At 28.4% G+C, this 19921-nt stretch carries 37 protein-coding genes; 21 read left to right on the top strand and 16 right to left on the bottom strand.

The genetic code is table 11. The features are described 5' to 3' along the window. The first annotated feature begins 37 nt into the window (after positions 1–37). Together ACTF45_RS08425 and ACTF45_RS08420 are read left to right on the top strand one after the other, a co-directional pair. Entirely contained in the window at positions 38–145 is a 108-nt protein-coding gene (locus tag ACTF45_RS08425; protein WP_438949772.1) for a hypothetical protein, read from the top strand. A gap of 87 nt (positions 146–232) precedes the next feature. Continuing rightward, positions 233–1123: a GNAT family N-acetyltransferase gene (locus ACTF45_RS08420; protein WP_438949771.1), complete on the top strand. Its 891-nt coding sequence runs from the start codon at positions 233–235 to the stop codon at positions 1121–1123. Between the two features lie 94 nt (positions 1124–1217). On the opposite strand, the gene ACTF45_RS08415 is transcribed toward ACTF45_RS08420, so the two are convergent. The 3 genes from ACTF45_RS08415 to ACTF45_RS08405 all read right to left on the bottom strand — a co-directional run bounded on the left by ACTF45_RS08415 (position 1218) and on the right by ACTF45_RS08405 (position 2115). Beyond that, entirely contained in the window at positions 1218–1472 is a 255-nt protein-coding gene (locus ACTF45_RS08415; protein WP_288347317.1) for a DUF3104 domain-containing protein, read from the bottom strand. Positions 1473–1708: 236 nt separating this feature from the next. Further along, positions 1709–1843 carry a hypothetical protein gene (locus ACTF45_RS08410; protein ID WP_288347316.1) on the bottom strand — a complete coding sequence of 45 codons (135 nt, stop codon included), beginning with the start codon at positions 1841–1843 and terminating at the stop codon, positions 1709–1711. Positions 1844–1977: 134 nt separating this feature from the next. Next, positions 1978–2115 carry a hypothetical protein gene (locus ACTF45_RS08405; protein WP_288347314.1) on the bottom strand — a complete coding sequence of 46 codons (138 nt, stop codon included), beginning with the start codon at positions 2113–2115 and terminating at the stop codon, positions 1978–1980. Positions 2116–2485: 370 nt separating this feature from the next. Here ACTF45_RS08405 and ACTF45_RS08400 point away from each other — a divergent pair, with 370 nt between their 5' ends. Next, a complete protein-coding gene (locus tag ACTF45_RS08400; RefSeq protein ID WP_288347313.1) occupies positions 2486–2920 on the top strand; it encodes an NADH-quinone oxidoreductase in 435 nt (144 codons plus the stop codon). Here ACTF45_RS08400 and ACTF45_RS08395 read toward each other — a convergent pair. Continuing rightward, complete coding sequence (locus tag ACTF45_RS08395; RefSeq protein ID WP_011131973.1) at positions 2917–3426, bottom strand: alternative oxidase; 510 nt, start codon at positions 3424–3426, stop codon at positions 2917–2919. The genes ACTF45_RS08400 and ACTF45_RS08395 overlap by 4 nt on opposite strands. Before the next feature lie 155 nt (positions 3427–3581). Between ACTF45_RS08395 and ACTF45_RS08390 the strand changes: the two genes are divergently transcribed. Next, positions 3582–3722: a hypothetical protein gene (locus ACTF45_RS08390; RefSeq protein WP_288347311.1), complete on the top strand. Its 141-nt coding sequence runs from the start codon at positions 3582–3584 to the stop codon at positions 3720–3722. Positions 3723–4010: 288 nt separating this feature from the next. Here the strand turns inward: ACTF45_RS08390 and ACTF45_RS08385 are convergent, their stop codons facing one another. Further along, positions 4011–4319 carry a hypothetical protein gene (locus ACTF45_RS08385; RefSeq protein ID WP_288347309.1) on the bottom strand — a complete coding sequence of 103 codons (309 nt, stop codon included), beginning with the start codon at positions 4317–4319 and terminating at the stop codon, positions 4011–4013. A 293-nt stretch (positions 4320–4612) separates the two neighbouring features. Between ACTF45_RS08385 and ACTF45_RS08380 the strand changes: the two genes are divergently transcribed. Together ACTF45_RS08380 and ACTF45_RS08375 are read left to right on the top strand one after the other, a co-directional pair. Then, the gene (locus tag ACTF45_RS08380; protein WP_036930939.1) at positions 4613–4810 is read left to right on the top strand and encodes a hypothetical protein; all 198 of its coding nucleotides are present in this window, start codon (positions 4613–4615) and stop codon (positions 4808–4810) included. Positions 4811–4906: 96 nt separating this feature from the next. Further along, positions 4907–5206 (top strand): TIGR03894 family protein, encoded by a 300-nt coding sequence (locus ACTF45_RS08375; protein WP_288347307.1) that lies wholly within the window; start codon positions 4907–4909, stop codon positions 5204–5206. A gap of 20 nt (positions 5207–5226) precedes the next feature. Here ACTF45_RS08375 and ACTF45_RS08370 read toward each other — a convergent pair whose 3' ends face one another. Together ACTF45_RS08370 and ACTF45_RS08365 are read right to left on the bottom strand one after the other, a co-directional pair. Next, a complete protein-coding gene (locus ACTF45_RS08370) occupies positions 5227–5430 on the bottom strand; it encodes a hypothetical protein (RefSeq protein WP_036930938.1) in 204 nt (67 codons plus the stop codon). Between the two features lie 114 nt (positions 5431–5544). Next, positions 5545–7074 carry a phytoene desaturase family protein gene (locus ACTF45_RS08365; RefSeq protein ID WP_438949770.1) on the bottom strand — a complete coding sequence of 510 codons (1530 nt, stop codon included), beginning with the start codon at positions 7072–7074 and terminating at the stop codon, positions 5545–5547. Between the two features lie 296 nt (positions 7075–7370). On the opposite strand from ACTF45_RS08365, the gene ACTF45_RS08360 reads away from it, so the two are divergent. Continuing rightward, a complete protein-coding gene (locus ACTF45_RS08360; protein ID WP_288347302.1) occupies positions 7371–7871 on the top strand; it encodes a hypothetical protein in 501 nt (166 codons plus the stop codon). Positions 7872–7875: 4 nt separating this feature from the next. On the opposite strand, the gene ACTF45_RS08355 is transcribed toward ACTF45_RS08360, so the two are convergent. Then, positions 7876–8091 (bottom strand): Nif11-like leader peptide family natural product precursor, encoded by a 216-nt coding sequence (locus tag ACTF45_RS08355; RefSeq protein WP_011131978.1) that lies wholly within the window; start codon positions 8089–8091, stop codon positions 7876–7878. A gap of 97 nt (positions 8092–8188) precedes the next feature. Between ACTF45_RS08355 and ACTF45_RS08350 the strand changes: the two genes are divergently transcribed. Next, entirely contained in the window at positions 8189–8509 is a 321-nt protein-coding gene (locus tag ACTF45_RS08350; RefSeq protein WP_438949769.1) for a hypothetical protein, read from the top strand. A 9-nt stretch (positions 8510–8518) separates the two neighbouring features. Here ACTF45_RS08350 and ACTF45_RS08345 read toward each other — a convergent pair whose 3' ends face one another. Both ACTF45_RS08345 and ACTF45_RS08340 read right to left on the bottom strand, forming a co-directional pair. Next, positions 8519–8926 carry a hypothetical protein gene (locus ACTF45_RS08345; RefSeq protein ID WP_438949768.1) on the bottom strand — a complete coding sequence of 136 codons (408 nt, stop codon included), beginning with the start codon at positions 8924–8926 and terminating at the stop codon, positions 8519–8521. Beyond that, positions 8916–9206, bottom strand: a complete 291-nt coding sequence (locus ACTF45_RS08340) for a TatA/E family twin arginine-targeting protein translocase (protein WP_011131980.1) — start codon at positions 9204–9206, stop codon at positions 8916–8918. The genes ACTF45_RS08345 and ACTF45_RS08340 overlap by 11 nt, the downstream gene beginning before the upstream one ends. Positions 9207–9656: 450 nt before the next feature. On the opposite strand from ACTF45_RS08340, the gene ACTF45_RS08335 reads away from it, so the two are divergent. From ACTF45_RS08335 to ACTF45_RS08325, 3 genes are all read left to right on the top strand, one after another. Next, positions 9657–9896 (top strand): non-structural protein (NS2)-like protein, encoded by a 240-nt coding sequence (locus tag ACTF45_RS08335; RefSeq protein WP_288347300.1) that lies wholly within the window; start codon positions 9657–9659, stop codon positions 9894–9896. Positions 9897–10202: 306 nt separating this feature from the next. Beyond that, the gene (locus ACTF45_RS08330; protein ID WP_011131982.1) at positions 10203–10652 is read left to right on the top strand and encodes a peroxiredoxin; all 450 of its coding nucleotides are present in this window, start codon (positions 10203–10205) and stop codon (positions 10650–10652) included. Between the two features lie 71 nt (positions 10653–10723). Then, positions 10724–10996 (top strand): small RNA NsiR4-regulated ssr1528 family protein, encoded by a 273-nt coding sequence (locus ACTF45_RS08325; protein WP_438949767.1) that lies wholly within the window; start codon positions 10724–10726, stop codon positions 10994–10996. A 6-nt stretch (positions 10997–11002) separates the two neighbouring features. Here ACTF45_RS08325 and ACTF45_RS08320 read toward each other — a convergent pair whose 3' ends face one another. Together ACTF45_RS08320 and ACTF45_RS08315 are read right to left on the bottom strand one after the other, a co-directional pair. Further along, positions 11003–11347, bottom strand: a complete 345-nt coding sequence (locus ACTF45_RS08320) for a hypothetical protein (protein ID WP_438949766.1) — start codon at positions 11345–11347, stop codon at positions 11003–11005. 225 nt (positions 11348–11572) lie between these two features. After that, on the bottom strand, positions 11573–11812 hold the full coding sequence (locus tag ACTF45_RS08315; protein ID WP_438949765.1) for a hypothetical protein: 240 nt from the start codon (positions 11810–11812) through the stop codon (positions 11573–11575). A gap of 204 nt (positions 11813–12016) precedes the next feature. Between ACTF45_RS08315 and arfB the strand changes: the two genes are divergently transcribed. From arfB to ACTF45_RS08300, 3 genes are all read left to right on the top strand, one after another. Continuing rightward, positions 12017–12433 carry an alternative ribosome rescue aminoacyl-tRNA hydrolase ArfB gene (arfB, locus tag ACTF45_RS08310; RefSeq protein ID WP_288347296.1) on the top strand — a complete coding sequence of 139 codons (417 nt, stop codon included), beginning with the start codon at positions 12017–12019 and terminating at the stop codon, positions 12431–12433. A gap of 108 nt (positions 12434–12541) precedes the next feature. After that, complete coding sequence (locus ACTF45_RS08305; protein WP_288347294.1) at positions 12542–12790, top strand: DUF1651 domain-containing protein; 249 nt, start codon at positions 12542–12544, stop codon at positions 12788–12790. A gap of 477 nt (positions 12791–13267) precedes the next feature. Beyond that, the gene (locus ACTF45_RS08300) at positions 13268–13543 is read left to right on the top strand and encodes a spore protein (RefSeq protein WP_288347293.1); all 276 of its coding nucleotides are present in this window, start codon (positions 13268–13270) and stop codon (positions 13541–13543) included. Positions 13544–13562: 19 nt separating this feature from the next. Here ACTF45_RS08300 and ACTF45_RS08295 read toward each other — a convergent pair whose 3' ends face one another. Beyond that, a complete protein-coding gene (locus tag ACTF45_RS08295; protein WP_288347292.1) occupies positions 13563–14432 on the bottom strand; it encodes a CPBP family intramembrane glutamic endopeptidase in 870 nt (289 codons plus the stop codon). Positions 14433–14458: 26 nt separating this feature from the next. Continuing rightward, positions 14459–14689, bottom strand: coding sequence for a hypothetical protein (locus ACTF45_RS08290; RefSeq protein WP_288347290.1), 231 nt, complete (start codon positions 14687–14689; stop codon positions 14459–14461). A gap of 481 nt (positions 14690–15170) precedes the next feature. Here ACTF45_RS08290 and ACTF45_RS08285 point away from each other — a divergent pair, with 481 nt between their 5' ends. The 4 genes from ACTF45_RS08285 to pip all read left to right on the top strand — a co-directional run bounded on the left by ACTF45_RS08285 (position 15171) and on the right by pip (position 17405). Beyond that, the gene (locus ACTF45_RS08285; RefSeq protein ID WP_438949764.1) at positions 15171–15512 is read left to right on the top strand and encodes a DUF1330 domain-containing protein; all 342 of its coding nucleotides are present in this window, start codon (positions 15171–15173) and stop codon (positions 15510–15512) included. A gap of 67 nt (positions 15513–15579) precedes the next feature. Further along, positions 15580–15720 carry a hypothetical protein gene (locus ACTF45_RS08280; RefSeq protein ID WP_288347286.1) on the top strand — a complete coding sequence of 47 codons (141 nt, stop codon included), beginning with the start codon at positions 15580–15582 and terminating at the stop codon, positions 15718–15720. 2 nt (positions 15721–15722) lie between these two features. Continuing rightward, a complete protein-coding gene (locus tag ACTF45_RS08275) occupies positions 15723–15911 on the top strand; it encodes a hypothetical protein (RefSeq protein WP_288347285.1) in 189 nt (62 codons plus the stop codon). A gap of 543 nt (positions 15912–16454) precedes the next feature. Then, complete coding sequence (pip, locus tag ACTF45_RS08270; RefSeq protein ID WP_438949763.1) at positions 16455–17405, top strand: prolyl aminopeptidase; 951 nt, start codon at positions 16455–16457, stop codon at positions 17403–17405. A 32-nt stretch (positions 17406–17437) separates the two neighbouring features. Here the strand turns inward: pip and ACTF45_RS08265 are convergent, their stop codons facing one another. Further along, positions 17438–17611 (bottom strand): hypothetical protein, encoded by a 174-nt coding sequence (locus ACTF45_RS08265; RefSeq protein WP_173027943.1) that lies wholly within the window; start codon positions 17609–17611, stop codon positions 17438–17440. Positions 17612–17732: 121 nt separating this feature from the next. Between ACTF45_RS08265 and ACTF45_RS08260 the strand changes: the two genes are divergently transcribed. Next, the gene (locus tag ACTF45_RS08260; protein WP_288347283.1) at positions 17733–18356 is read left to right on the top strand and encodes a TenA family protein; all 624 of its coding nucleotides are present in this window, start codon (positions 17733–17735) and stop codon (positions 18354–18356) included. Positions 18357–18391: 35 nt separating this feature from the next. Beyond that, positions 18392–19180 carry a bifunctional hydroxymethylpyrimidine kinase/phosphomethylpyrimidine kinase gene (thiD, locus tag ACTF45_RS08255; protein ID WP_288347282.1) on the top strand — a complete coding sequence of 263 codons (789 nt, stop codon included), beginning with the start codon at positions 18392–18394 and terminating at the stop codon, positions 19178–19180. A gap of 66 nt (positions 19181–19246) precedes the next feature. Here the strand turns inward: thiD and ACTF45_RS08250 are convergent, their stop codons facing one another. Further along, a complete protein-coding gene (locus ACTF45_RS08250; protein ID WP_152556154.1) occupies positions 19247–19432 on the bottom strand; it encodes a hypothetical protein in 186 nt (61 codons plus the stop codon). A gap of 187 nt (positions 19433–19619) precedes the next feature. On the opposite strand from ACTF45_RS08250, the gene ACTF45_RS08245 reads away from it, so the two are divergent. Continuing rightward, a complete protein-coding gene (locus tag ACTF45_RS08245; protein ID WP_173027945.1) occupies positions 19620–19763 on the top strand; it encodes a hypothetical protein in 144 nt (47 codons plus the stop codon). The last annotated feature ends 158 nt before the right edge of the window (positions 19764–19921 follow it).

Raw genomic sequence — 19921 nt, 5'->3', positions numbered from 1 at the left:
TATTGGCTTGAAAAAGAACAATGAAATTTATAAATTAATGACCGTTTTTTTGTCTTTAGGGATTGTTTATTCTTTTTTACCAAGCATAAGCCTATCTGGACATATCGCAGGAATATTGAGTGGCTTTATTATTTTTATTCTTTGAAGCGAGAATATATTTTTCCTTAGTATTGATTAAATTAACTGCCTCTAAATCTTAAAAATCTTATTTTATTTAGTTAACATACCACTAATGAAGAAAAATTTTTCAATCAGACTAATATCTGATGATGAGATCCAGAAAGTTACTGATTGGGCTAGGTTAGAGGGATTTGCTCCTGGCTTTGATGACATCTCAATTTATAAAAATACCGATAAAAAAGGGATATGGGTTGGATGTCTTGATAACGATCCTATAGGCTCTATAGCTTGTGTTAAATACAATTCTTCTTATGGATTTATAGGATTATTCATCGTAAAAAAAGAATTCCGAAATATGGGTTATGGAGTGAGATTATGGAAACATGCATTAGATTATTTGAAAAATGTTGGTTGTATCGGTTTAGAAGCAGCTCCAAACAGATTAGATGATTATCAAACGTGGGGTTTTAAAAAATCCTCCATAACAAATAGATGGAAATTAGAAGGCATTCAAGATTTACCAAATGGGAATTTTTATAAAGATGATAATAATACTTTTAGTGTTGTTCCAGGTAACCAAATCCCCCCTGAGGCTGTTTTAATATATGATTCTCAACGAGAACCTAGTCCTAGGCCTCACTTCTTGAACGATTGGCTGAAGAATTCTTTTGGTAATGTTAGTGCGCTTGTTGATAATAATGGCATGTGCCATGGCTTTGGGAGGATAAGACCTTGCATGCTTCAAGATAATAATAAAGGTTGGCGAATTGGCCCTCTGCTGGCTGATACTCCTCCTTTGGCAGAATTGCTTATTAGAAAATTAGTTAGGAATCTAGAAGCTCAAGTCTTATTGGACTGTTCGAATCTCAATCCTTATGCAAATTATCTTTTATCTAGTATGGGTTTTAAAGAAATTTCACAAACTTATAGAATGTATAAAGGAATTCAACCTTCATGCCCAATGAATCAGGTATACGGGCTTGCTTGTCTAGAGTTGGGATAGTCATTTCTTTTACATGTAATATTATTTTTTATTATTCTTTGTTTTTCATAACTAGAATTTTTTAGAGTGATTGCTTTATCAAGTTTTGAGAAGGTTAATTCTCAGCTGTTTTTAATATCCTTTCTACAGTATCTGCATTGATTATTATGATCTCTCCATTATCAATGTCTGCCACTTGAAATAACGTCCATGAATTTGGATTTCTTGCTCCTCCTATACAGTTAATAACTTGCCCAATCCAATATTCCTGACGACCGTTTTGTGTATTCCCTGGAGGCTTTTCATTTTTAATTACTACATGATCACCAGGCTTAACGAAAAGAAATTCATAAGTTTCCGAAGAAGCCATAGTATAATATTCTTGATAGTACAAATATACTATGAAGCCCGTATTTTTGGTTTTAGTTTTAGTTTTAGTTTATGAATAGTATTTATTCTCCTAATCATGTAAAAAATAAAATTTATAAATAAAAAAAATCAAACTATTTAAATTAGAAATAATTACGAAGCTATTCAAATTTTTAAATTTTTAAATGACTTTGAGATTAAAAAATATAACTAAAAAGAATTAAAGTATCTGATCTTTTAAATTAAAATAGATTTAAGTTGATCAAGGATATCAGTACGAGTAGATACTAATTTTGTAAATAATAAATAAACTAACCCACCCATAGCAATTCTTCCATTTAATTTTTCTAACTGTTTGAGTTTCTTAAACAATTTTTTTTTAATTCTTTTTAAAATTTAATCGCTTATATTAAAAAAAAAGTAGCGGTTGTTTCTAAAAATTATTTTATTTGACCAACCCAGGTATATTAGTTTTCGTTAAAAATTTATTTAAATAGTGGAGGAGATTAAAGCCACCCTTCTTTCATTTTTAAATAAAGTTGTTCTGTTTCCGCAGAATAAATATTACTGTCTTGATATGATTGCTGCTGTTGCTGTTGTTGTTGCTGAGTAGAATCGATTTCTTGAGTTTTTACTTCGCTCATTTGCCCATAAAGAAAATTAATGTGTTTATTCTCTCATATTTAAAGCTTTTTTTGTTTGTTTGAATTCTTAAATTTTATTTAAATTTATTTTAATCTGATGTTTCGCCTTTTATTTACAGAGAAATCATTTGACAACAGTAGTTTTGGAGTATAGAAATTGAACCTCCCAATATACTATTCCAAGAAAAATTGCACTTGCAAGAAGAATTTCAGAAATTGTAAGCATGGCTTTATCGTTAGTATTTTAATTTTCGTATCAAATAACACAGAAATCAATAGGTAATATATACATAAAATTTTTATATAAATCTTAAGTGGTTAAACTAGGTCTTTGAATATTATAAAATTAAAATAAATTTAAAATTCTTTCGTGGAAAATTCCATAAACATTTCTATCTTGATCCCCTTGATACCAATGGGTATGGCTTTGCTTATATTGAGTCTGCTAGTAAGTTTCAATAGAACAATAAATAGACTTACCAAGCCAGTTAGCGCCCTTGCAGTCTTTTCTTTATTAAGTTCTGCTCTGATGAGTGCATTCTTATATTTTAAAAAAATTGAAGGCGAAGTATTTTTATCTGATTATCTAAAACTCTTTGGAAGTACAAATTTAACACTCCACCTAAATGCTTTAACTGAAAAAATCGTAATATTTTTTGCTGTAATAATCGCAATTGTAATTGGAGCGCTCTTTTATAAATTGCCTAGGCGAAAAGGCTATGTCTCATTGATTATCGGAATTAGCTTGATTTCTTCCTCAATAATGTTTGCAGTATTTTTTCTTGATTTTTCAGTTTTAATTTAGGATTGAGTTATCATCGCTAAGGCTTCATTAAGTTCTTCAACGTGATTAAGTTCGTCTTGCGCAATTTCTTTTATCTTTTGATCTTCAGGGTGATCTTTTAGGTACTTTGTATAGGTATTAAATGCATGCTCTTCAATTTTGATATTTACGTCATAAGCATTTCTTGGAGAACAGAAATAATAAAAAACCATAATCCAGTAATAGACAAGTACTAGGTGCCTTGCTAAAAACCTGTCAATCCAAAACTTATCTCCTCCTCTTTTCTCCATTTCTTTTAGATGCTCCGTTTCATTAATGGCTTGGTAAAAATGTTCTTTCATCAAAAACATTGTGATGTCATTTTTTAATCCAAGTGATTCTTTGAAATGAAGAACAGAAAGAAAAGCAAAATAAGGAGACCTTGCAATAACTTCTAATACCCAAAATCTCTGCAAATGCCTATCTGAATAAACAAAATCTAGGATCTTAACCGTATTGTTCAGAATAAATGAATTCAAATTTTTCATAAAAACCTCAATCTCTATTAATAAGTATAATTACTTAAATACTAGGCGTTTAAACTTTTAACTAATAATTAATATTTTTAAAGTTTAAGCAAATCAAAATTAAGCATTGAAAAAAAAATTTTTTAATGCATATTTTAAATAGCTAAATTTTTTAAATGACTTCAACAGAAAAGATTGCCAATGCTAAAAAAAGAATTAATGAGTTAGAAAGACTAATTAAATATTGGGATAATTCAAATGAACAAAATATCAAGAAAATTGATTTTGAAGTTAATAATGAAAAGATAGCTGCTTAATTTATTAGCTTGAAATAAACTACGCTAGTTTTCTTATATATTTAGTACATTACTTACGTGTTTAATATTCATATCATTCATTTTGAGTGATTAGAGCAATTAAACCTATTTTCAAAATTCAAAATTACAAATAATCTAGTTAAATATTAGATTATTTTATGAATACATTTACTAACAAATACTTGTTCCCTATAAAGTTACTCCCTTGGATTTTTTGGGGTTTCATATCAGTTGTGGGTGTTTATTTATTCTCTAATGCATGGATAAGTTAAGGATTAAATGATTTTTTTAGCTCCTTTTAATCCAATCAGGTGAACCTCCAAACCAGTCGGAAATGTCATCTTTATTTGGATTGAAATGATTCTCTCTTTCTAATCCATCAATTCCCAGCGATTGAATTAGTCCATTAATACTATCTTCGCTTTGTCTTCCATGTCTTCTGATACTATTTGCTTTTTTTAACCAAAGAGATATTGTCGAGCTGTGTTTTGCATATTTTTCAACGTATATTCTTTCTTTTAACGAAACTACTTTATCTAAGGATATCCTTCTAACTATTTCCTGGATTTTTAATCTTTTTTGAGTACTTAAAAGCATTAGATAATTAATAACTTAATTTTTTTATAGGAGCTTTATGGCAAAATAACTTGTCAATATTAATTTCAAGAAATTTCTCTATCTAAAGGGGTTTTTAAGGGTATTGGTTATGAATTGCTTAAATTAACGATTAATTTGTCTTTGATGATACCAAGAAATATATAAAAATCTTATGGGATAATTGAAAAAGATAAATGATTCTAATCTTATTTTATCAAAATAAAGACTTGCAGAATTGACCAGTTGCATAATGGTAGTTTTGTACTATTATTAGTACAGATGTATTACAAGAAATGAAAATTTTATCTTCTTCCCCCTACGCTACATTTAATCCAAAAGAGTGGAACTCACTTTCAAGAGCTAATTGTAGATTCTCTAGTACTCCAATAAAAATTAAAAAAAAGTTTTTTAGTAACTTTAAAAATGTAAAATCTACTAAAAATATACAAGAAAATAATAAGCTTCCAAAACAAATACAACTTGCCTTCTAGCAATAAAAAATTTCAACTAATATTCAGTTTTACGAAAAATATTTTAAGAATCCCTATTCTTTGTTAGATTAATAGAAATACAAAAAGGTTTTAAATTTGTCTGTAGATCGCGAACTTTTGAAAGAAGTTACTCAAGAACTTTGGAATACGGTTAAAAAGCTAAGGCCAGAAATAGATAGGGAAACTCGCCTTCAGCTAGTTTTAAAAGCTTTATTAACTATTGGGGATTTACCAGATCAACTGCAAGCAGCAATGGTAGTAGGGGTTTGTGCCGAAATGGATAAAAGCGATATTGAAAATGCTGACGGTAATTCCAATACTAAAGAAGAGAGTAATTCTACTTCCGTTGATACTTCTACTGGAAGAAAAGTTTTTAGAAGAAGTTCTGCAAAATAAAAGCTTCTTCTAAAAAGAAATTAGCCTTTAACTTTTTTTGATTCGTTTTTAGAGATTTTTAGAAATAGAAAATATGAAATTACTAGTAAAAGTGGTACAAAGATAGAGTGCAAAGTCATCATCAACTCTGTTTGACTCATTCCTATTAGATTTGAATCGTTTGGTAGCTGCTCTGACCAAGTACCAGCCAAGTGCCAAGCCTGGGGAATAGATAAGAAAAACATATAAAAACTATAAGTAAAAGTTATATTCAAATAAAGAATATCATCCGTAAAAAAAATTACTTTTTTTCTTCTTATTTCTTAACTAAAGATATTTTTCCGACTTTGTCGAATGCTTTAAAGATCTATCGTTTTAAGAAGCTTTTTATATTCCTTCTTCCCTATGATTTTTTCAGCCGCATATGCTCCACTTGCTGAGACGGCAGGTATACCAATTCCGGGGAAAGTACTTGCTCCACAAGTAAGCAAATTTTTAACAGATGTTTTACATCCAGGGAATAGTCCATGAGAAGCCGATAATGCTGGGCCGTAGCTACCACAATAAGTATTGGTATACTTTTTATGCGTTAAAGGAGTGCCAAGCAATTTGATCTCAATTCTATTATCTATATCAGGTATTATATTTCTCAAAGATTTGAGAAATATTGAACATCTTTCCTCTTTAAGTTCTTTGTAAGCTAACTCATTAGATTTTAAATTCTTCCAAATTTCCCATGGTTCATTGGCAGGTGTATACCCATGCAGGACGTGTTTACCTTTTGGTGCCATACTCTTATCTAATACAGAAGGAATTGAGAAAACTGCTACATTTCTTTCTGCAGTAATTCCTCTCTCCCAGTTATCAACGTGTATTGCATGAATTGGTAAATTTTGTAGACCAGAGGCATCAAAACCTAAATGAATATGAAGAAAAGAACCGCATTTATTAATATCTTTAGCCTTTGGGCTCCATCTTTTTTGGAATTCTTGTGGAACTAATTTTCTGGAAGTCCAAGCATCAGTATTCATTACGACAAAGTTCGAAATAAAATTGGAACCATTTTCTAAAGTTACACCTGAGGCAATATTTTTACTAAAATTTACAGCTTTTACTTTAGAAGAAAGAATTAGTTCACCGCCATTTTTTTTGAAAGCATCAACTAGTGCCTTTACTATACTTTCACTTCCTCCCTTTGGATATTCTAAATACGATTCAGGTTTAAACCATTCATCAAATAATGTAGCCATCGCAGCAGAATTTGTATCATGCATTGGCATCCCACTTATTAAAAAACTAAGCAAATCAACCCAGTTTCTAAGGAAAGGATCACTTAGGTGACTGTCGACAATATCCCCAAAACCACCATTTAGCTTTGGTAATGATTTTATATTAGGTAAGAATTTAGATGCTAATTTTATAATCTCTAAAAAATTAATTGTTTCAGGTGAACTAGAGAGGAGTGGGATTTCGCTTACTATTTGACTAAGAGGTCTTATCCCTGATATAAATGAATCCCACTCATTAACAGACTTTTCACCTCTTAATAATCTTATTCTTTCTTTAAATGGTTCTTGTCCTACTTCCAAATTGAATTCGCCTTCAGGAACATTGACATGCCATCCTTGATATTTAATAAGTTCAACCTTTTCGTCAAGTAATCTAAGTATTTGCCCTAAAGGATTGGTCGTAGGCCATTTGCCGATACCACTCCATAATGAAGGACCAGATTCAAACTTATAACCTCTCATATTAAAGCTATGTGCAACACCTCCTGGTTGAGAGTGAGCTTCAGCTATTAGAACTTTTTTACCTGCTAGGGCTAATATAGAACCGCAACATAAACCCCCAATACCACTACCTATGATTATTACGTCGTATTTGTTCATTAAAAATTAAACCCTAAGAATAAATCTTAAAGCTTAAACAAAAGTATTTGTTGTTGTTGTGATACTAAGAACAACTGCAAGGAAAAATATATAAGGGACAGCCTTAAGTGGAATATGACCTTGTCTTTTAGAAATGAAATCCATTTTTAAGATTAACTTATGTAAAGATGATAGTTGAAATTTGTTACGAATGTGTGTCTGCTCTCTACTTTCTTAGAAATATTTTGAAATAAAGAAGAAATTTTATTTTATTTTTTTTTAAAACCTTTTTATGATGAATAAAAATAATATTTAAAATGACTCTAGAGGCAAAAAATTTACCACAATACACAGAAATAAAAAATTTAGAGAGTATTTCTAAAAAAGATGGAAGTGGTATTGGATATGAAGATTTAATAGGAACTTGGAAATTTAATTCCGTATGGAAGAAAGGCTCAAAAGAAATAGATAATATATCTAGTTCCATTCTTCAAGTATTATCAGCAAAATTAGAATTAAAGAAAACCAATTCTCAAAATAATATAGTTGATTACCAGATAAAAAATTCAGTTAGTTTTGGGATATTATCGATTATTTTCTGTGGGCAAGCATCATTAAAAGGTCCGAGGCCTCTATTGCCCTTTTTCTTCGAGAACTTAATAATAAATATTGGAAATTTTACCTTAGTTAATAAACCTTTAAAAAAACCAGAAGAAAAGCAAATGCCTTTTTTCTCTCTAATAGCTATCAGTAAAGAAAAAAATTGGATGTGTGCTAGAGGAAGAGGAGGAGGACTCGCAATTTGGATTAAGTCTTGATCTTTTAGTGATATTCACCAGGGTGATCAACTTTTCTGACGGTAACTTTATCCACTTTTTGGCCATTAAATCTTAAAAGATCATCACCAGAGAAACTATATCCAAGTCTTTGAGCAATAAGTGCTACATCATCTGCAGTTGCAGAAGAAGTAACCTCTTTTCTTAAATTATCTTCTGACTGCATTTGTTTTAAAAATTTTCTAATTTCAGAGAAACTCATTTTAACTTTTATGCATAATTTTATATTAAAGCCTTAGGAAAAATTAAATTGTTTTTTTCAAAGACCAATAAAACTAAATAAACACTATATTAAATGTATGACTTACTTATTTTTATATGTAGTTGGGATAGTCTTGATATGGTGGATATATCGTGTCGGTTGGGTTGAGGCTTTGAAAACAGTAATTAAAGTTTTAGTTCCTTCAATTCTTATAATTTTATTTAATATCAAAGCAGGAAGATTACTTTTCAAAAATCCTTTAGTTGGATTATTGAGTGCTTTACCAACTTCAATTTTTATTTATAGGGGTTCCCTTCCAGTCGTAGCATCTATTAATAACTGGATTGATACTAAAAGAAGCAAATATGAAGAATCCAAAGACGTAATTGATACCGATTCAATTACTCTAGATGATTAATATTTTAAGCTAGTCAAATCCCCGAAATAATTCTTTGTGTACTACAAGAACATCAAATAAAGATGTTCCATGGGAAGGACTTATTGGAATATTATCTACATTTAATGCCTCTGCACAAATTAGATGGCCATCCCATCTTGTATTATGTTCACTCATTCGGATTGACCAATCAATTACTTTTTTAAAGTGCTCAGGCATCTCAGATCCAATTTTCCTGCATATTTGGCAAAGATTTGTAAGAAGGGGCGGTTTGGATGGCCTTTTTAAATCTTTAACAAGACTTGGTTGTGTAAATACACTGGTGTATCTGATGTATTCAATTAATTCATAATCTTCATCTGAAAGTTCTGCTTTATTCAATGCTATTTCAAATTCTTCTACAGGGGTAATTGGCCTTTTAATTATCTCATTTTTCATTATTATCTGATTCTGATAAATCCTTTTCCTCTGATTCTTTAGTAACTTGATCGAGATCATTGGTAAATTTTTTCTGAGGAGATTTTGGTAAATTTTCGCTCTCTGGCTCATTAATTACTTGATCTATTTCGTTTTGAAATTCATTCGATGCTTTTTTTAAGCTTTTTAATGTTTTGCCAAGTTGTTTTCCTAATTCTGGTAATTTCTTGGGACCAAAAATTAATAGAGCTAGAATTAAAATTACTGTTACTTCTGGTAAACCTACCCCAAAGATATTCATGATATAAGTCTATTTAATTCATTATTAAAATCTATTATTAATATAATCTAATGATTTGAAAATATCATTTTATAAACTCGCTTTGTTACTCTTCAAACAAGTTTATAAAAAATAATTGTAATTATTACTCCCTTAAAAAAAACTAACCAAAGTAGTTGGTAATCACTTAATTTTAATTTTTCTTGATACCACTTAATAAGTATTTTGTGTCCTTTAATTATTCTTTTTATTAATTTCAAAATCTATTTTTTAGATAAGACTAACTTTATATCAAAACTGTATAAGATGGAAATGATAAATTAATAAATTTTGGTTATCAGTAAGTACAAATTTTTTAAATAAGTAATCACATTTAATCCAAATTATTTTTGGCTTTCTTATTCTTTTAAAAATTAGCTTTGCATAAATCAAACTAAATTACAAAAATGTAATTAACTTTTTTTAAATATAATGAAAATCTTATTATCAGCTTTTTTCTTATTTGCCTTTATACCTCCATCAAAGGGAGTTACTACAAAAATGTTTAAAGTATTAGATACTTGTGCTAGATACCGTCTTGGAGAGATTGATGCTAAACAAGCTATAGAAAAACTAAAATTAAAATCTAAGAATTCTTCCAAAATTGACTTAAAAAATATTGTAAGTAATTACTGTTCTGTCTTTACCCCAAATGAAAATATAAAATTCTAAAAATTATTTTTAGAGATCTTAAATTTTTTTATTCCAATTATAATTTTTTAATTTTTCTTTTATTTCATTTACTCTCTTATTGTTAGTAATTTTTAAATTAAAAAGTATTCCCAAAAAAAGAATGAGAAATAAAAAACTATATATGGCAAATTCCATAAGAATAGATATATTCAACAACATTAGTAAATTAGAGGAATCTTTTAGTATCTTTTAGAACAATGTTTGAAAAATTTATCCAAAACTTTGTTGTTTTTGGTCACAGAAAAATAATTATTGCTTCTAAGATGGAGTTTTATATAAACTATTTTGCAGATTGGAGATAAAGTACCACAATTTTCTTTACTAGATCAGAATGGCACTAAAAGGTCAAATAATGGATTAAAAACTCCTTTAGTTTTGTTTTTCTATCCAAAGGACGACACCCCAGGATGCACTATAGAGGTTTGCGGATTTAGAGACAAGTATGACCTTTTTAAAGTCCTTGGTGCTCAAGTTTGGGGGGTAAGTAATGGTAGTTCTTCAAGCCACTTGGCATTTGCCAACAAAAATAAATTACAATATCCTTTGCTATGTGATAAAAACGATTCACTAAGAAAGGCTTTCAAAGTACCAAAAGTACTCGGTTTATTAGATGGAAGAGTTACCTATGTTATTGATAGAAATGGGTTTGTTAAACATATCTTTAGAGATTTGTTGAATGGCCCAGAACATATAAAAGAGGCAATAAGAGTGTTAAAGGAAATTCAAAATCAGTAAATTAATTATTCAAACCCTTAGAAATTAATATCTTTTCTTATAGGATGTTTTGTATCAATAAATCAAACTTTATGAAAAAAATAGGGATGCAAGCAGTTGATGAAGCAATTGAAAATGGTATTGACCTAGATGGTACTCCAATCCCCTCAAAAATGCTTGAGCTTTACAAGAGGATTATGAGCGAAGAAAACAAAAGAGAAAGAAGCGGAGTCAAAAAGTCAATGAGAAATAGATGTGTTAAAACAGGTTCTAAGCATTTTGATAAAGAAACTTTAGATCAATTATTAATTGATTCTGGTTGGGAAGGCCTCAAAGAAAAAGAAATTTTATTCTTCTACAGTTAGTAGAATCTATCTAAACCATCCTTTTTTAATCGGAGTCTTTTCTTCTTCTTTTTTAATAGAAGTTATTTTTACAGCTTTATTAAAAGCCAAGTTAGCTTCTACTACTGTTATTGTTGATATAAGAAATAAACCTGATATACCTATTAATTGTTCTGTTTGACTTGGCTCTTTATTACCTTGCAAAATTATTCCTATAACAAACCATGCAGTTACTGCTCCAGCAGTAATAAAATATGGTAACCATCTTCTCTGATATAGATAACCAGTTCCAACTCCTGGTAAGAAATTTAGTAGCGATGCGACCCATCCGCTTGAAGAAGCTAATATTTGTTCTTTTGATAATTTATCCATTTAACTAAGTGTTAATTAAATGAGAATTTATGTAAGCAAAAGATATGACTGCGCAAACTACCCAACTAAAAGGCAAAAACATTCTAATTTTTTCTTGCTTATCTTTCATAACTTTATTATGGAAAAGATTTTATGAATTCGTGGTTAAAAAAATTTATAAATTAATTATGAAAAAAGACGGTTACTTTTAACCGTCTTTTTAGTAATAATTTTTTTGAAAAAAAACTATGCTTTTCCTTTAGTTCCGGAAAGTAATTTAAGCTCATTCTTGACTTCTTTTTCCCTTTCTTCAAGATGTTTTAATTGTGATTTAAAAGAATCTTCAAGTCTTTTTCTTTGGGTTGTGATTTCATCAAGTTCTTCTTGATGATGGCTTTTCTTGAGTTCTTTCATCTCGGTATCAGAAATAACATATACTGGACGATATGAAGGAGTTTCAAAAAGAAGATCAAACATTGAATACATAGTGACCTTTGAATTAAGTACAAACCAAATATCTTACAAATATTAGAATCTTGTAAGGATACAAACCGAAGAAAATTATACGGCAAATACACCGAATTTCGGTTTACCTAACTAAACCGGCCAGTATTTACCGATCTATTTTTAATTGGTAATGTAATGTACAAGTATATTCGGAAATGAGCTGAGGATATTTAAGAAATACAAATGGATTTAATTATTACTTCCAGATTAGTAATTCCTTCAAGAGAATTAAAATGGCGTTTTTCTAGATCATCTGGCCCGGGAGGTCAAAAAGTAAACAAAACTAATACCAGAGTAGAAATTATTTTTAATATCGAAGAATCAAAAGTCTTAAATGATTATCAAAAGAAAGTTTTAACGAAAAAATTGAAAACTAAATTAGTCAATAACTGCATTTGTTTAGCCGTCCAGGAAGAAAGGAATCAATTACTTAATAGACAAATAGCTATTATAAGAATTAGCTCAGTGATTAGAAATTCATTAAAAAATTCATCCAAAGTTAGAAAAGCAACGAAACCATCCAAAGCCTCTCAAAATAGAAGGCTTGACTCCAAAAAAAAACGGGGAGAATTAAAGAAGAATCGACAGAGAAAATATTAAATTATTTAAATTAATTTTGATGAAAATATTTTCTAACTTTCAATGTCCAAATTGGATTATTTTATTGATATCTTTGATTTGATTTCTTTTCATTAAACGTCCAAATAAATGAAAAAAGAATATGATTTTTGGTTAATTGATTCTAACTCTGTTGGAGTAATTCGTTTTTATAAAAAAAACGAGAATAAAGAGGATTTGATCGAATTTATGCTTATTGAAGAAGGTATTGTCATGGGTAGTCATGGTGAAAATCCACCTTTAATGAAAACAAGAAAAGAAATGAAGATCCAAGATGCAAGATTATTTTGGAAAAAATTAATAAATGAAGGATGGCAAAAAACTAATCCTAAATGGTAAATAAATTTTGCTTTAAAAATAATTTTAAATTTAGAAAAATAAATTTATTTCCCAAAAAAAGAATTTTTTAATTTTAAAAGGTTTTCCAAAATCAGTTACTAAATTTAAAAAACTAAAATATGAATATATTTTATTTATACGCTTATAAAAGTCCCTTTAGGATATAACTCTGCAATTCTATTCTTTTGTATAATATTTTTTTTCTTAAGGTCATTTTCATATCTTTTTAGCATCATCAAATAATTAGTAGATCCAAACAAAAATAAAAAAATAATGAATTGAAATCCTGCCTCTAAGTTCATAATTTTATATTTAAACTTTATTTAAATTTGACAACTTTTTTATAAAAAGCCATCAGTATTTATATCTATTTAAAAGAAAAATTAATATCTCTATAAAATTAAAGGATTTTTTATAGGAATATATAAGTTAATTTATTAATTTTCAATAGCAATTTGTTTGGACAATGCTTAGCATTTGAAAAAAACAAATTTGAATAATAATTTATCTGAACAAGCTTTTAATCAACTCCTTTTGCAAATTGTGGGTACAAAATTAATAGATAGTCTTAATATGATTGATTCAGATTCAAAATCAAAGATTGAAAAATGCATAGCTATCACTAATGAAGAATATTCTTATGCATTATCATTACAGGCTGATTGTGTTCCAGATTCCAAAAGAATGATAATTCAAGCTCAAAAAAGATTAGAAAGTCTCAACTCATTGTTGACTTTAGCGAAATTAATATAAATTTAAAAACGATTTCTATTTACTTTATAAATTTGAATATCTGACTCTTAAATTTTAAAAAGTAAAAAATGCAGGAAATTATTAATAATGAAATACCATATAAACCACCTAATGGATTTGTATTAGCTGCACCATAACCAACTAACCAGTTAGGCGCTTCTTTAGATATATTTATTAAACCATTATTCAAAACAAACCAAATACCGACAAGTCCACCATGAAGACCAATAGCACCCCATAATGATCCCTCATCTTTTAATCTTATAATTGAACAAAGGATTCCTAAAGTGAATAAACCTAACAAAATGCCTAATGTATTCCAAAATGGCATTTTGAATCCAATATGAGCAAGGCTAAAAACTATAGATTGACTAATTAAGGCAACTTTTATTCCAAATTGAAGTTTTAAGTCTTCTAAAAGCCATCCCCTAAAAATTATTTCCTCAGCGACCCCAATGCCAAAAGTAAGTAAAATCCCATTTAATATTATGTCTGATGACAATCCTCCTGAAAAAGTAATGTAATTACTTTTGAGTAATGGTATCAAAATTAAAATTAGTAATATTAAAGCAAAAATAATTCCTTGAGAAAAAGATAAGATATTATTCAAAAAAGTTTTATTATTTAAACCAAGTGTTTCCCAACTATTTCTTATTTGCCATCGAAAATTAAACCATGCAGGCATTAAGGAAATAAATAATAAGAATGTAAATATTGTTCCTATTAAGGATAAAGCTTCTTTGCTTAAACTTAAGAATAAAAATGACTGCGAGAATATCCAACCTAATAAGTAAACAAATGGGACGAAGATTATAGTTGAAAAAATTTTAGTTTTATGAAGAAAAATACTGTTTGTTTGTTTTTTGCTTTTCTTGTTTGAATTATGCATATTTTTTATTTAATAAATTAATTAAGCTAAAATTTTCTTATCGACTCATCTATATTTTTTGACGAACCTGCCTTTCCAGTTAAGACTCTAAAAATTTGTTGTAACAAATTCGAATTTTTATTTTTATTATGAATTTCTTTTTTAGATAGGTGCGATAAATCTCTATAAAATTTTCTGGTAATTTTATCTTCTTCTTCGCTAGGCCAAAGTAAATTAGAACCTTCTTCATATTCTTCCTGGTATCTTTTTTTATTCATTTTTTTTTCATATCTAAACAATGTAAATTCTACTTATTGCCAATACTTAAAAGTATTCTTTACTTAGTTTGTATATTTATTTAAATGTAAATGGAACTTAATTTCAAGACTTTAATGTTTACAGCATTATCTCCAATATTCATTGTTGCAGCAATTCTTGTGGTTTATTTATTTCATTAAGTTCAATTTTGTTATCTAGAAATTTCTAATTTAAATAATTTTCAAGGGTGAATAATCCCAGTTTTTTCTAAAACGAAGGATAAAATTGCTATTGCAGCCATAACTGTAAGGATTTTGTTCTTATTGATGAAATCCATATTAGATATAGATAATTAATAACTATTGCTCTTTTTAAAAGTTAAGCGTATTTGGTTTTATATTAAATTATTTAAAAAAAAAACATATTACATTAATAAAAATTTTCATAAATAACAATACTAAACTGTAAATTATATTTAAATTTAGTTTAAAGATTATTTTTATGGATAAAAAAGGAGCAAAAGGCTATTGGATATCAACAGCAAAAATAATTAATCAGGAATTATTTGATGAGTATGTAAATAAAGTTGCACCATTGCTAAAAGAAGTTGGTGGGGAAGTATTTGCAAAAGATACAGAACCATTAGGAAAGGAACGAACTGAGGATTCTAATTTAGCTGTTATTTGTGAATTTCCTTCAATGAGGGCAGCAGTTGAAGCTTTTGAATCTGAAGAATATAGAGAACTTTCAAATTTGAGAAGAAAAGCAACTGAGAATTCTACCTTTACAATAATGGAGGGTTTAGATGAAGCTGCAAAATTAAGAAGAGCGATGGGGAAATAATTTGTTATTCATAATTTCTGTGATTTCTATATATAGTGATTAATAAGAGAATATTTATAAGAAATTAATGGAACAAAGCTATGTTGGAGATTTAATACCCTCTATAAACTCCTATCAGAAAATTATTGATCAATACGAAAGAGGTTTAAAAAAAGGAGAATTTTATGAGGAGCAAATTGGAGAAGATCTAATTTATCCAGATTGGTAAAAATGCTTACAACAAAAATTACTTATGCTCTATCAGATTGGATTAGAGAGTGGCGAAAATGTAGAAAAGAAAATCCATCTCTTGATGATTGTATAAAGTTTACAGAATGGAAAATAGAAAATTATGATTTAACAGATGGTGATCGAATGATAATTGAGAGTATTTTACTTTATGAAACTGAAGAAACTTAAAACTTTTATCAATCTCATTTTTCATAAAATTTTTATTATTAAAAGTATCTTAAAACTTTCTAAATATTTTATAAAAAATTAAGCATTTCAATTCTCGTATGTATCGATAAAAAAGTAAATCGGCATATTTACCGATTTACTAAAAATCTAAAAAGTATTAATTTATAAATGTTGAGTTAGGAGGCAATCTAAATGATTGATAGTCCGCCTGAAATTTAGCAAATTTACAAATATAGGAAGCGTATTCCTGACAATGGGATTTCTCGAAAAGTAAAGTTCAATCAATTAGTCTGATAAGACTTCGCTCTATAATTACCAGCGACAAAAGGGACTAAACTTAGCGACAAGAATCCCCTAACCCACGTGTTTAAAGCTTATGTGTAAATAAACTTTATATATGTATTATAAATCCTGAAAGTGGGAAATAAAAAATTTAAAAGAGGACTGTTATTTCAGGCCTCTTTTTTTACTGATTTATATAATTTTAAATGTTTATTATTAGTTAATATTAATTTTCAATTTGAAATAAATTATATTTGTAAAATGAAAGAGAAAAATTTATTCCCATCCATCGAACCAAGAGAAAAGGGTCTTTTACAAGTAAGTAAGATTCATTCTATTTATTGGGAAAGATCTGGAAATCCAAAAGGTAAAAAGATATTAGTAATTCATGGTGGCCCTGGAGGAGGAAGTCAGCCAAGATATAGGAGATATTTTAATCCTGAAAAATTTGATATTGTTCAATTTGATCAAAGAGGCTGCGGTTATTCAAGACCTTTTTCAGAATTAAGAGAAAATACAACAGGCGACTTAGTAAATGATATTGAAAAATTAAGAGTAAATTTGAAAATAGATTATTGGCATTTGTTTGGGGGTTCATGGGGATCTACTCTAGCTTTAATTTATGCAATTAAAAATCCATCAAGAGTCTTAAGTATGACCTTAAGAGGAATATTTTTATGTAGAAAATTTGAACTCTTATGGTTTTATCAATATGGCGCAAGTGAGATATTTCCTGAAGAGTTTGAAAAATATATTGCAGTAATTCCTAAGGATGAAAGGGTTGACTTGATAGTTTCTTTTTACAAATATCTAACCTCCCCAGATATTGAACTTAGATCAAAAGCTGCTGCTGCCTGGACAAATTGGGAACTTTCCACAAGCCATCTTATAAAAAGAGATATTGATGTTGGTAAAAGTAAAACTAATTCCTTTTCAGATGCTTTTGCAAGAATAGAGTGTCATTATTTTATAAATAAGATCTTCCTAGAAGAAAATTTTATTTTGAAAAATGCAAAGATTATAGAATCCATACCAACTAAAATAATTCAGGGTAGATATGACGTAGTTTGTCCTGTAAGGAGTGCTTGGGACCTTAGTAGAAAATTAATAAATTCAGAGTTAATAATCGTAGATGATGCTGGTCATTCAATGAGCGAAGAAGGCATCACATTAAAATTATTAGATTCAGTTGAAAGATTAGAAAGTTTTTAGGCAAATTTTATTAAAAATATATTTATCTAGCGTTATAGGCCATTATCTTCAATATTTTTAGCAATACTTCTTAGTAGCTCAACGATATCAGAGTCATCACATTCTGTATCCTCTTTAAGCAGAATACATTCATCTCTAATGCTTACATTAGTACTCCACCAAATTCCTGAACTATTAGTATCGTCCCATTCAAATCTATCAGACATTATTGCTAAAATTTAATTAATTTTATTATAAAAAAACTTTTTATTACCTATGACTTTTGATTAAATCTTTTTTTATTTAAAATAAATAAACTAATTATTTATCTAAGCAAAAATAAAATAAATGCTTTTATCAAATACTTTATGGGAAAGTAATTATGAGCTTGCCTTATTAAGCTTAAAATCAAAATTTGTTCAAGGTCTCAAAACTGGAAACTTACCAAAAAATATATTTCAAGAATATGTAGCTCAAGATTATTACTTCTTAGAAAGTTTTTCTAGAGCATATGGTTTAGCAGTTTCTAAATCTAAAGATAAAAATTCAATAAAGGTTTTAAGTCAACTTTTAGTTGGGGTATCAGAGGAATTAATACTTCATGAGACATATGCCAAAGAATGGGATATTGATCTAACAAATAATTACATAAAGCCAGCAACTAAAAACTATACTGCCTTCTTAGACGAAGTTTCTAAAAAACAAAATGCTGTTGAGATAATGTTTGCGATGACTCCCTGCATGCGTTTATATTCTTGGATAGGTAAGTCATTATCAAAAAATGTTTTAAATAATCCATACAAAGAATGGATAATTACTTACTCTGATAAAAACTTTGATAATCTAGCGAAATCTCTTGAAAATCTTATTGATTCATCTAAAGAGGAATATGATTTTAATCAAGCAAATTATTTATATAAGAGGGCTATGGAATTGGAATTAGAGTTTTTTAATGCTTATTCAAATTTCTGATAAACAAATTAAATTTCTAAATTTTTCAAATAATTATGTATTCAAAAATTGCTCTTTCTATAGGTGGTAGTGACTCTGGAGGAGGAGCAGGGATACAAGCAGATTTAAGAACTTTTATGGCACTAAATGTTCATGGATGCTCTGCAATTACATGTATAACCGCTCAAAATAGTATGGAGGTAAACTGCGTTGAAGCTGTAGATAAGGTCACTTTACTAAGCCAGATTGATACGTTATTCTCAGATTTCAATATTAATGCTTTAAAAACTGGAATGCTGCTAAACGAGCGTATTATCAACGATACGGCTTCAAAATTAAAATCTTACTCTATTCCCAAAGTTATTGATCCAGTAATGGTAACTAGAACTGGGTCTAAATTACTTGAGGATTCTGCAATTTCTGCCTATAAAAAATTACTTTTACCTATTGCAGACATAGTAACTCCCAACATTTTTGAAGCAAATCTTTTATCTAACTTGGAGATTAAAAATAAGGAAGATATAGAGCTTTCTGCAAGTCATATTATTGAACTTGGAGCTAAAGCAGTTTTAATCAAAGGTGGTGGATTGAAGGATATGAAAGGGAGGGACTTTTATCTTGATGTCAATGGAGGGAAAAAGTGGTTCATAAATAAATTTATTAATACTCAAAATACGCATGGTAGTGGATGTACTTTAAGTGCTGCAATTTGTGGCTATCAAGCATTAGGATTTGATCTTATAGAGTCAATTCAAAAATCAAAAATTTTTATTGAAAGATCCTTGAAGAACTCTTATCAAATCGGATCAGGCCCAGGACCTCTTGGACATTACCAATCACTCTGAAATAATTGATTTTAAAAAAATCAAAGAAAAGAATAAATTTTTAAAATCTTTTATTTGAAAATCTTATTAAAACCACCATTTTTTATTTTTATTTTTTAAAAATAAAATTTCTTCTGTTTCCCACCCACCTTCTAACCACTCAAGATGTTCTAGCAATAAAGATTCGCTTTCTCCTTTTGTTAAATGACCTAGTCTATTTGCAATTCCATCAAATCTTACTTTCATTAACTCTTCGATTTTGATGTTATTCACAATTAAAACAGATAATTTTTATCTAAATAAACTTGATTGATTGTTAATGTCAATGAAATTATTCTTTTTTTATATTTTTAAATATGTAATTTGTATTAAATGCAACTATTTTGTAGTGATAGTAATTAAGACTTATTCTCAAAGATTGTATTTCTAGGTATTTTAAAAAATAAATCAGAAATTTTTTATGAAAAACCAAGAAAAAACAACTTCAAAAACAGTTGTTAATGTCGGTTATTGTGAGAGCACTTCTGAGTGGCTTAATAGGATAATGACTGAACTTGCAGATGAAAGTAAGAATTTTGTGGATCTATCAGTTTTGTGCGCATAAATTAAATTATTGAAAGTCAATCGCTTAAGGCCTATTTAAGGCCTTTTTTTATTAGATAAACTTATATAAGTTATTTGAAAGGCATATGGTTATGACTTTTTATCGGTATATCTCGTGACAATAAATATATTTCAAAATAATTAATTTATTAAAAAATC

Origin of the sequence: Prochlorococcus sp. (assembly GCF_965655815.1) — a bacterium.
In the GTDB taxonomy this organism is placed as follows: Bacteria; Cyanobacteriota; Cyanobacteriia; order PCC-6307; family Cyanobiaceae; genus Prochlorococcus_A; species Prochlorococcus_A pastoris.
This window is presented reverse-complemented; position numbering and strand designations above follow the sequence as displayed.

Coding starts and splice junctions, on each gene's coding strand:
- ACTF45_RS08425 (WP_438949772.1), top strand. CDS start 38: ATGACCGTTTTTTTGTCTTTAGGGATTGTTTATTCTTTTTTACCAAGC.
- ACTF45_RS08420 (WP_438949771.1), top strand. CDS start 233: ATGAAGAAAAATTTTTCAATCAGACTAATATCTGATGATGAGATCCAG.
- ACTF45_RS08415 (WP_288347317.1), bottom strand. CDS start 1,472: ATGGCTTCTTCGGAAACTTATGAATTTCTTTTCGTTAAGCCTGGTGAT.
- ACTF45_RS08405 (WP_288347314.1), bottom strand. CDS start 2,115: ATGAGCGAAGTAAAAACTCAAGAAATCGATTCTACTCAGCAACAACAA.
- ACTF45_RS08395 (WP_011131973.1), bottom strand. CDS start 3,426: ATGAAAAATTTGAATTCATTTATTCTGAACAATACGGTTAAGATCCTA.
- ACTF45_RS08390 (WP_288347311.1), top strand. CDS start 3,582: ATGACTTCAACAGAAAAGATTGCCAATGCTAAAAAAAGAATTAATGAG.
- ACTF45_RS08385 (WP_288347309.1), bottom strand. CDS start 4,319: ATGCTTTTAAGTACTCAAAAAAGATTAAAAATCCAGGAAATAGTTAGA.
- ACTF45_RS08380 (WP_036930939.1), top strand. CDS start 4,613: ATGAAAATTTTATCTTCTTCCCCCTACGCTACATTTAATCCAAAAGAG.
- ACTF45_RS08370 (WP_036930938.1), bottom strand. CDS start 5,430: ATGTTTTTCTTATCTATTCCCCAGGCTTGGCACTTGGCTGGTACTTGG.
- ACTF45_RS08365 (WP_438949770.1), bottom strand. CDS start 7,074: ATGAACAAATACGACGTAATAATCATAGGTAGTGGTATTGGGGGTTTA.
- ACTF45_RS08360 (WP_288347302.1), top strand. CDS start 7,371: ATGACTCTAGAGGCAAAAAATTTACCACAATACACAGAAATAAAAAAT.
- ACTF45_RS08355 (WP_011131978.1), bottom strand. CDS start 8,091: ATGAGTTTCTCTGAAATTAGAAAATTTTTAAAACAAATGCAGTCAGAA.
- ACTF45_RS08350 (WP_438949769.1), top strand. CDS start 8,189: ATGACTTACTTATTTTTATATGTAGTTGGGATAGTCTTGATATGGTGG.
- ACTF45_RS08345 (WP_438949768.1), bottom strand. CDS start 8,926: ATGAAAAATGAGATAATTAAAAGGCCAATTACCCCTGTAGAAGAATTT.
- ACTF45_RS08340 (WP_011131980.1), bottom strand. CDS start 9,206: ATGAATATCTTTGGGGTAGGTTTACCAGAAGTAACAGTAATTTTAATT.
- ACTF45_RS08335 (WP_288347300.1), top strand. CDS start 9,657: ATGAAAATCTTATTATCAGCTTTTTTCTTATTTGCCTTTATACCTCCA.
- ACTF45_RS08325 (WP_438949767.1), top strand. CDS start 10,724: ATGAAAAAAATAGGGATGCAAGCAGTTGATGAAGCAATTGAAAATGGT.
- ACTF45_RS08320 (WP_438949766.1), bottom strand. CDS start 11,347: ATGGATAAATTATCAAAAGAACAAATATTAGCTTCTTCAAGCGGATGG.
- ACTF45_RS08315 (WP_438949765.1), bottom strand. CDS start 11,812: ATGTATTCAATGTTTGATCTTCTTTTTGAAACTCCTTCATATCGTCCA.
- arfB (WP_288347296.1), top strand. CDS start 12,017: ATGGATTTAATTATTACTTCCAGATTAGTAATTCCTTCAAGAGAATTA.
- ACTF45_RS08305 (WP_288347294.1), top strand. CDS start 12,542: ATGAAAAAAGAATATGATTTTTGGTTAATTGATTCTAACTCTGTTGGA.
- ACTF45_RS08295 (WP_288347292.1), bottom strand. CDS start 14,432: ATGCATAATTCAAACAAGAAAAGCAAAAAACAAACAAACAGTATTTTT.
- ACTF45_RS08290 (WP_288347290.1), bottom strand. CDS start 14,689: ATGAATAAAAAAAGATACCAGGAAGAATATGAAGAAGGTTCTAATTTA.
- ACTF45_RS08285 (WP_438949764.1), top strand. CDS start 15,171: ATGGATAAAAAAGGAGCAAAAGGCTATTGGATATCAACAGCAAAAATA.
- ACTF45_RS08280 (WP_288347286.1), top strand. CDS start 15,580: ATGGAACAAAGCTATGTTGGAGATTTAATACCCTCTATAAACTCCTAT.
- ACTF45_RS08275 (WP_288347285.1), top strand. CDS start 15,723: ATGCTTACAACAAAAATTACTTATGCTCTATCAGATTGGATTAGAGAG.
- pip (WP_438949763.1), top strand. CDS start 16,455: ATGAAAGAGAAAAATTTATTCCCATCCATCGAACCAAGAGAAAAGGGT.
- ACTF45_RS08265 (WP_173027943.1), bottom strand. CDS start 17,611: ATGTCTGATAGATTTGAATGGGACGATACTAATAGTTCAGGAATTTGG.
- ACTF45_RS08260 (WP_288347283.1), top strand. CDS start 17,733: ATGCTTTTATCAAATACTTTATGGGAAAGTAATTATGAGCTTGCCTTA.
- thiD (WP_288347282.1), top strand. CDS start 18,392: ATGTATTCAAAAATTGCTCTTTCTATAGGTGGTAGTGACTCTGGAGGA.
- ACTF45_RS08245 (WP_173027945.1), top strand. CDS start 19,620: ATGAAAAACCAAGAAAAAACAACTTCAAAAACAGTTGTTAATGTCGGT.